This is a genomic window from Actinophytocola sp., assembly GCF_045807065.1.
In the GTDB taxonomy this organism is placed as follows: Bacteria; Actinomycetota; Actinomycetes; order Mycobacteriales; family Pseudonocardiaceae; genus Actinophytocola.
The window spans coordinates 1-8,435 of sequence record NZ_JBJMIE010000079.1; the positions used below are offsets into that span (position 1 = coordinate 1).

Genomic DNA, 8,435 nt, shown 5'->3' on the forward strand with positions numbered 1-8,435 from the left:
CAACGAAAGCAGGCCGGGCAGGGCGCGACCTGCACTGATCCGAATTGTGGCCGCGGTGTTTCTCGTGGGGTTACTGATCCATTCGGGTGATTTCGCCTCCGCCACCGACCGGTCGCCGGCCACGACGACTGGACAAAACCAGGACATCGCGTTGAAGCCGGCCAAAATCGTGATTCTCGTGGATGAGTCGGGAAGTATCCGACCCGAGGACATGGTTCGTGAGCAGGATGCGGCGAGCCTGATCGGACAGTCCGAACTGTCCGATCGGTCGACCGTCTCGATCGTCGGGTTCGCCAGCGACAACGGCAACCACTCGCCGGTCGACGTCGTGTGCCCGCCCATCGTCCTGTCCGGCGCGGCCGAACGAGAGCGGATTTCGCGGTGCGTGGGTGACCTGCGCAAGCGCACGGAAAGCGAGGGCAGCGGCACCGACCACGCGGAGGCGTTGAAGCAGGCGATGAGCTACCTGCGGGACGGGTCGCCGGAGGAGGGGCCGAAACTGGTGTTCCTGCTCACCGACGGCGTCCTCGACGTCTCCGACAGCCCGCGCTACGGCGTGGACAAGACCGGACAGCAGCGCAACGACGCCGCCCGTGCGGTGATCGACCAGACCCTGACCGAGGCGCGGGACGCGGGCGTGCAGATCTGGCCGCTCGGCTTCGGGAAGGTGAACGTCGCCGCGCTGCGGGGGTTCGCGGCCGGTGGGTACCAGAACTCGTGCGGGCCCGACGTGCCGAAGCCGTCGGCGACGGTGGTGTCCAGCTCGGCGGATGTCGCCGACGCCCTGCTGCGCGCGTTCAGCGCCGGTCGCTGCACCGGCATCGGCCCGATCGACAAGCGGCCCATCAGTCCTGGTGGACACGTCGAGGTCCCGGTGACCATCCCGCCGATCGCGACCGACGGCTCGATCGTCGTGGTCAAACACGACGGCCGGATCAGCGTCGACTACGTCGACCCGAAGGGCAACCCCGTACCGAAGTCCGGCACGTCGGCCAGCGGGGCCTTCCAGGTCAGCGGCGAGTCCAGCCCCGTGGAGGTGCTCCACATCGTCGAACCGATGCCGGGCAGGTGGACGGTGCGGATCACGTCCACTCCGGACATCCCGACGCAGGACGTGCTGACGACGGTCACCTGGCTCGGCGCCGCGCAGGCCGCGCTCGTGGTGGACCCACCCTCGCCGGCCGTGGGCCAGCCGGTCACGGTATCGCTGCAGCTCGTGCTGCGCGGCGGGAAGTTGGTGACCGATCCCCAACTCCTCACCGGGTTGAGCTTCTCCGCACAGCTGAGCGGTCACGACCTGCCGGCCCAGTCCATCGCGCTGCAGGACGACGGGCGGGCACCGGACGGCGCGGTCGACGGCACCTACACCGGCCGGCTGACCGTGCCGACAAACGTCGACCGCGAGGTGACCTTCCGTGGCACGGTGAGCGGGCTCGGCATCAGCGCCGCGGACGCGGTGGCGGTCACCCGGCTGGCGCCGACCGTACCGGCCATCCTGGCCACCACGACCCTGCCCACCATCGCCACCAGGGTGGCGCCGGGCGGCACGCTGACCGCGACCGTCTCGGTGACCAACAACTCCGACGAGCGGCACCGGGTCCGCGTCCAGATCACCGGTGTCCGGCGCGCGGGGATCACGGTGCGCCCGCAGGACGCGGTGCACGAGGTCGATCCGGGTACGACGACCTTCTCGTTTCGCATGAACGTCAGCGCGAACACCCCGGAGGGCGTCGCATCGGGACGCGTCCGGGTGGTGGACGGCGACGGCGCGGCCCGGGTTCTCCACGAGAAGCCGTTCACCGTGGACGTCGGCTATCCGCCACCGCCCTTCCCGTGGCTGTGGTGGCTCCTGGCGACGGCCGCCGGTCTCGCGCTGATCCTGTTCGTGCTGTGGCTGGTGTCCCGGCGCCACTCGCAGGAGGTGGAGGGGCTGGTCGTGCAGGCCGTGCGCAACGGGCGCCGGACCTACCTGCACACGGAGGCACGCAAGGCCAGGGTCTTCCGGTTCACCGTGGAGATGAACGAGGCGGTGCCACGCCTCGACGTCGCCCGGCCCGACGACGTCACGGCCTTCGCCCTCACCAGGTCGCGTGCCGGCCTGCGGCTCGTCACGCCCTACGGCGCGCGGCACACGACGCAGCTGGACCAACCGGTCGAGGTGGAGCAGGACCTCGTCATCACGGTCTCACCGGACCATGACAGCGACGACTCCGGGGCCATGGCCAGCCACGCCGCGTCCACCACGGACTGGGGCGAGCCCGGTTCGTCGAGTCCACAGGAGCCGGTGCGCGATCCGCTGATGTGAGCGCGCTCTTTTTCACAGACGTCTCGGGGATGTCCTGGCAGGAGGAAGAAACATGCAGATCTACCAGCCCATGTTGTTCGTGGGCCTGGGCGGGACGGGATGCCGGATCGGCGCGGAGCTCGAGCGCCGGTTGCGCGAGGAGCTGTGCGGACCGGACGGGATGGCGCTGCGGGAGAGGATCCCGGGCAACGAACAGCTGCTGCCCTACCAGCTCCCCCGCTGTCTCCAGTTCGTGTACGCGGACCTCGCCGAGGACGAGTTCAGCCACATCGAGAACCGAGCCGTGCCGGACCGGGTGCACCTGCCCGCGGCCGAGCGCACCTACACGATGGTGCGTGAGCTCGTGCCGCCCTACGACACCTACCCGGAGGTCGCGCGCAGCCTGCGATTGAGCGCACCGGAGGTGGTCGAGGGCTGGCTGCCGCCGCCGGAGAACGAGCCGAGGGTGGGTCCACTCGCGAAGGGGGCCGGCCAGCTGCCGACGGTCGGCCGCGCGGCCCTGTTCGAGACGTTCCGGGCCGGGCTCGCCCCCGCCCGCACCTCGCTGAACAACGCGATCGGCGAGATCAGCAACTCGGGCGGGCACCTCGCGCGACTCGGTGGGCGCCTGCGCGACTCGGTGGACGTGTTCGTCGCGTTCTCCGTCGCCGGGGGCACCGGCGCGGGGTTGTTCTACGACTACCTGCACCTGATCGGTGACGCGCTGGCCGAGCAGGGGCTCAAGTCCCGCATCTTCCCCCTGGTGCTGATGCCGTCGGCGTTCGAGGACGGCCTCGGCGGCGGCCGGCCGGCGCAGCTCAACTCCGCCCGCGCGCTGCTCGACCTGTTCCGCCTCGTGGACGACCAGAACTCGCAGGTGGCCGGTACCGCGCTGGACCGGAAGGGGATCAGGGGATCGCTCGCCGTGCGCTATCCCGACGGCGACGAGATCCGTCTGCGTGCCTCGACCGTGCAGACCGCGTTCCTGTTCAGCCTGACGGCCGGCATGCACCGCGACGACCTGCACCGGTCGGTGGTGTCGCTGCTGCTCTCGCTGATCGGCACGGACCTGCCCGCGGAGAACGAGGACGGGCAGTACCTCGACCGCAACTTCCAGTCCTTCGCGGACAGTTTCATCAACAGCGCCAGTGAGCGCGGGGTGTCCGCGGCGACGGGGATCGGCAAGCGCGGGGTGTCGACCAGCGCGGTGGCGTCCATGACCGTCCCGGTCGAGGACCTGGCCGACATCGTCAGCTCACGGCTGCTCGCGGACGCCATCACCGAGATGGTCACCCCCGGGGACAGCGCCGGTGAGAACAACCGCGAACTGATCATGAAGCTGTTCCAGGACGCCAACATCGACCGGCTGCTGCAACGCACGCCGCTGCCGATCGCCTCGGTGCCCGCCGTCGACGGCCGCGACGCGATCCTCGCGATGCTGAACACCCGCAAGCGCACGATGGAGTCCAGCATCAGCGCGCTGGAGCAGACCCTCGCCCAGGACGTGCCGGAGATGGCCACCCGGTTCGACCCGCGGCGGGCGGTCACGATGGCCGTCGGTGACATCGGCGCCTTCCGCGCGTCCAGGGCGCTGCTCGGCGAGCAGTCGCTCACGGATGCCGTCAGCCAGATCGGTTTCCTCAACCTCGTCGAAAGCAGGCGCAGCGAACCGGCGCCGCCGCAGGGAATCAACCTGTCCGGGCCGGTGCCCGACATCAGGAAGAAGCGGTGGTGGCGCAAGGTCCGGTTCGCGGACCCACAGGTGCGCGCGGCCATACAGCAGCAGGACGACTGGTTCACGTGGCGGGCACAGCGGGCCTGGCACGCGGCGTGGAACACCTACGCCCCGCGTTGGGAGCCGAAGCTGCGCCTGGTGGAGCGGGAGATCACCGCACTGGTCGAGGCGTTCCAGCAGCACGCGCGCAGCGAGGACGCGAGGTTCGCCCGGCGCGCCAAGGCCCTGTACGAGTCCCGTGTCGGGGTCTCCTACCTGCTGCCCCGCCAGGGGCAACTTCCCGCCTTCTACGCCGCCGCCCTGCGCCGGCTGATCTCGGTCTACGTCGCACAGCACCGCCTGCACGCCACGGCGACGCCCTCGATGGTGGTGAACGCGATCATCGGCCAGCAGGGGTGGAACGGTGCGGTCAAGCTGTTCCAGGAGCACGGCGTCGTCGACGGGCCGGGGCGGGCGGTCGGCAAGATCCGGGACCTGATCAAGGCCGAGGTCATGCGGACCTTCCGGTACCGCGACGAGGCGCACCAACCGCTGCTGGCGAGTCTGCACGACCTGCTGGTCGCGGCGGCCGGTGGGACCAAGGGGGTCATCAACGACGACGACCTGGCGCAGTTCCGGGAGAAGCTCGCCGGGCTGGTGCCGGCCGGGTTCGCGCCCGGTGGGCGAGGCCGGCTCAAGATCCTCTTCTCCTACCCCTCCCCGGCCGGGAAACGCGATCCTGAGCTGGAGAAGTTCCTCCGCGGCGAGGTCAACCTGCCACGGGAGATCGACTCGATCCCGGAGTTCCGGCCGATCGACGCCGAGTCGATCGCGGTGGTGCTGTTCCGCTCCTCGATGGGGCTCACCGAGGTGCCCGAGGTGCAGAAGATCCTGATGCACTGGGCGGACGCGGTCGCCGAGGGGCGCAAGAACGACTTCCTCCAGTGGCGGCAGCGCACCGGATACCGCTTCGGATACCTGGCGGCCACGGGCGAGGACCGGGCCCGCATCCTGCACCACATTCTCTGCGCGGCGTGGAACGGCTCGATCCGGTTCACCGGGGACATCAACTCGCCGAAGAGCATCAACCTGTTCCTGGGCGACTCGTCGATCAACATGCAGCTGGAGCTGACGCAGTACGCTCGGCTGTCCAGCTGGGGCAGCCTGATCGCCGAGTACGAACGCTGGGTCCTCGCCGACGGCGAACAGATCAGGCAGGACTTCTGCGACCGGCTGATGGACATCAAGCCCATCGGTCTCACCGGTGACCTGGTCCCGCCGTCCGGGTTGTTCCGCGCGCTGGTGGCGCTCGCCGACGTGGAACGCAAGGAGACCGACAAACTGCTGGCCGAGAACCGCGCCTCGGGACGGCGGCGCCTGGTCTCCGTGCACGAGTACTGGGCCGAGACCTTCCAGGAGGCGATGACCCTCAGCTTCCGCGGCGCCGAAGACGCCCACCAGGACAACCTCGCGGACCTGTACGAGTGGGTGCTGCGGTGAGCGAGGGCGCCGGTGCACCCGTCCGGGTGCTCGACATCCGGGACGACGGTCCCGACCTGTGGCTGCTGGACAAACTCGACAAGTCCACCGCACACCGCGAGGGGCTCACCGACCGCGTCGTGGTGATCGACCGCACCGAGTCCCTGATGGACAACCACATCCGGTACCAGCGGCTGGTCTCCCTCACCCACGTGCGCGCGGTGATCTGCGTCGCGGTCGGGCCGCTCGCCCGCGGCGGTGACATCGCGCTGCGGCAGTCGGCGGCGTTCGCGGCCGCCGGTGTCACCCTGTGGGTCGGTGACGAGTGGGGCAGCAGGTGGGCCGGGGGGTCGGAGCGGCCGCGGCCGATCACCCCGGACGGCACGCCCACCCTGCCGGACCTCATCGCGGTCCTCTCCAGCCCGCGGGTCTTCGACGAGGTCTTCACTACCGTCCGGCAGGTTCCGCACCAGGCCGTGTGCCCGGGTCTCGCGGTCGTGCACCCGAGCGTCAGCGCGGAGGAGCTGCGGTTCCTGCGTACCCAGGCACTCGACGACCTGGTTCAGCACACCACCGCGACCACGGCGTGGCCGCCCGCACCCGCCGCACCCCGCGACGGCGAACCGGTCGACCCGGTCCGGGACGTGATCGCGACCGACTCCCCGCTGGGCCGCAGCCGGCGGGAGTCGGGTCGCGCGGTCAAGGAGGTGACGGCCGCGGCGGCGGAGCTCCCCCGGCTCGGCACCATGGTGTTCGGCGGGGGACGGGTGGACCCGACGGTGGTCGCGGCCGCGCTGGACGCGCACCTGGACCGGGTCGACGAGCTGCTCGCGCAGCTGGACCGCCACGCCACCGGGCAGGGCGGACCGGACCAGTTGCGGAAGCTGGGGGTCCCCGCCGCGGACCACTCGGACAACCCCACCCTCGCCGAGGTGCTCCGCAGGTCGGTACTTACAGGCCTGGGCGCCGGTCACTCGCTGCGGGACCTCGCCGTCCACCTGCGCGGCGTCGCGAACAAGACCGTGTCCGAGGGCACCGCGGCGGCACGGGCGGAAGTGGCGTCGATGCGGAACGGCGTGCCGGGCGCGACGCGCGCCCCCACGCCGCCGGCGGTGTGGCCGTCGCCGATGGCCCCGGTCGCCGCCACGGCGGCACTCACCGGGTCGGCGGCGGCCTGGCTGTCCTCGTCGTTCCCCGTCGGCGTGGCCGTCGGTCTGGTGTGGGTGGTGCTGACCACCCTGCTGCTGTTCCGCCTGCCGGGCCTGCCGCCTGCCGGCGCGGCCCGGGCCGGGTGGGTCGCGGTGGCGATGCTGCTGGGACTCTGCGGCGCCGCCTACGTCGGCACGCGGTTGCCCTGGGCCGTCGCGCCGCCCACGAGCGTCGTGGTGGCCGGGGTGGGGATCGCGCTCGCCGCCGCGGTCTGCGCGACCGGCCTGGCGTGGCGCCACGTCACCACCGGTTGGTTGCGTGGGCTGCGGCTGGCCGACGTCCGCCGCCTGCTCACGCGCGCGACGGCCCTGGTGGACGACCAGGTGCGCGACCACGTGCGTACCTGGGAGCACCGCAGGCGACTGGCCGACGCCGCACTGCTCCTGGCTTCGGGTGCGACGGAACTCGCGCGGCTCTACACCGACCGCGTGACCAGGGACCGCGCACAGGGCGCGACCGCCCACGGCCCGGTCGCCGCCGAGTTGCTCTCGGTGCTCCACGGCGACCTGGTCGAGCTCACCATGCGCGCCCTCGCCGACTACCTGCACGCCATCGGCACCGATACCCCGCTCACCACCGACCCGGCCAGGCTCGCGGACACCGCCCGCCGCGATCTCACCGAATACCACGCCTTCCTCGACGCGCACAGCGTGCACGCGCAACCACCCATGATCACGGGCACCGCCCCACGGGAGTCGCTCAGCCGCGTGCTGTGGCGCCGATCGGACGACGGACGCCGCGTGCTGTGCGGCGACGGGCGGGAGGAGCTCACGCAACTCTGCGAGGCCGGCGACATCCGCGCGCTCAACGTGTCCTGGCACGACACCCGCGTTCTGCGGTTCGCGCCGGCGCACGCACAGCGCGTTCTCCTCGCCACCGGCGCGCCACTGGACGTGGTCACCACGGACACCGACCTCGTCGGCATGGTGCGGCTGGTTCCCCTGGCGAGCGGACGAGTGGTGCACGAGCACCCGGTGGTGACCGAACCCGACGACCGGATGGACGACATTCGTGACAGAGATAGCTGACGCGGCCACGCTCGTCGGATGCGACCTGGCCGGTCGCCCGAGCTCGTGGGCGGTCAAGGCCGACCAACTGGTCGACCTGCCCTCCTCGGCGCTCGTGACCCAGCGGGTACGGCTGGCCGACGGCACGACGCTGGTCCGGCGCAGCCTGCGCGACGGCGCGAGCGATCCCGCCTTCTGGTCGCTGGACAACGAGATCCGCGCGCTGGCGCGGCTCACCCGGGCGTTCCCGGACGAGGAGAGGTCACCGTTCCCGGTGCTCGTCGGCTACGACGTGGACGGCCTGGACCCGTGGGCGCTCGTGAGCGACTACCGCGGCCGGCCGGCGCGGGAGGCGGTGAGCGGACTGCTCAGTTCGGGCCAACTCGACGTCGTGACCGGGTTGTTCGACGCACTCGCACGGATGGCGCTGGTCGAGGTCGCCCACCACGCTCTTGGCCTGGGCAGCATCTACCTGGCCGGCACCACCCTGTCCATCGTGAGCTTCGAGCACGCCGCCTTCTTCGGCGAGCCGCCCACCGGCCGGTCCGGGGCCGCCGCGGGGCCGGCGGACGACCTGCCCGACGCGGGGCGGCTCCTCTACGAGGTGTTCACCGGCGAGCCCGCGCGGGTGGAGCGGCCGGACCTGTCGGCGGTGCCGTTGATCAACGCCCGGGTGGCGGACCTCTTCGCCGAGCCGCACGAGCGCCCTTCCGCCGCCGAGGTGTTGCGCCGGTTCGCGGGG

General features: G+C 71.4%; 4 protein-coding genes. All 4 read left to right on the forward strand.

The window, feature by feature from the left end; genetic code table 11:
• Positions 1-178: 178 nt before the first annotated feature.
• Positions 179-2,305, forward strand: a complete 2,127-nt coding sequence (locus ACJ73U_RS04495) for a VWA domain-containing protein (protein ID WP_407776230.1) — start codon at positions 179-181, stop codon at positions 2,303-2,305.
• A 52-nt stretch (positions 2,306-2,357) separates the two neighbouring features.
• Entirely contained in the window at positions 2,358-5,498 is a 3,141-nt protein-coding gene (locus ACJ73U_RS04500; protein WP_407776231.1) for a tubulin-like doman-containing protein, read from the forward strand.
• Positions 5,495-7,714 carry a hypothetical protein gene (locus ACJ73U_RS04505; protein WP_407776232.1) on the forward strand — a complete coding sequence of 740 codons (2,220 nt, stop codon included), beginning with the start codon at positions 5,495-5,497 and terminating at the stop codon, positions 7,712-7,714. The genes ACJ73U_RS04500 and ACJ73U_RS04505 overlap by 4 nt, the downstream gene beginning before the upstream one ends.
• On the forward strand, positions 7,698-8,435 hold a 738-nt coding region (locus ACJ73U_RS04510), incomplete at its 3' end, for a hypothetical protein (RefSeq protein WP_407776233.1). The genes ACJ73U_RS04505 and ACJ73U_RS04510, both read left to right, overlap by 17 nt.

Bases quoted from the DNA above. Each gene is read 5' to 3' on its own strand.
- ACJ73U_RS04500 (WP_407776231.1), top strand. From the start codon at position 2,358: ATGCAGATCTACCAGCCCATGTTGTTCGTGGGCCTGGGCGGGACGGGA.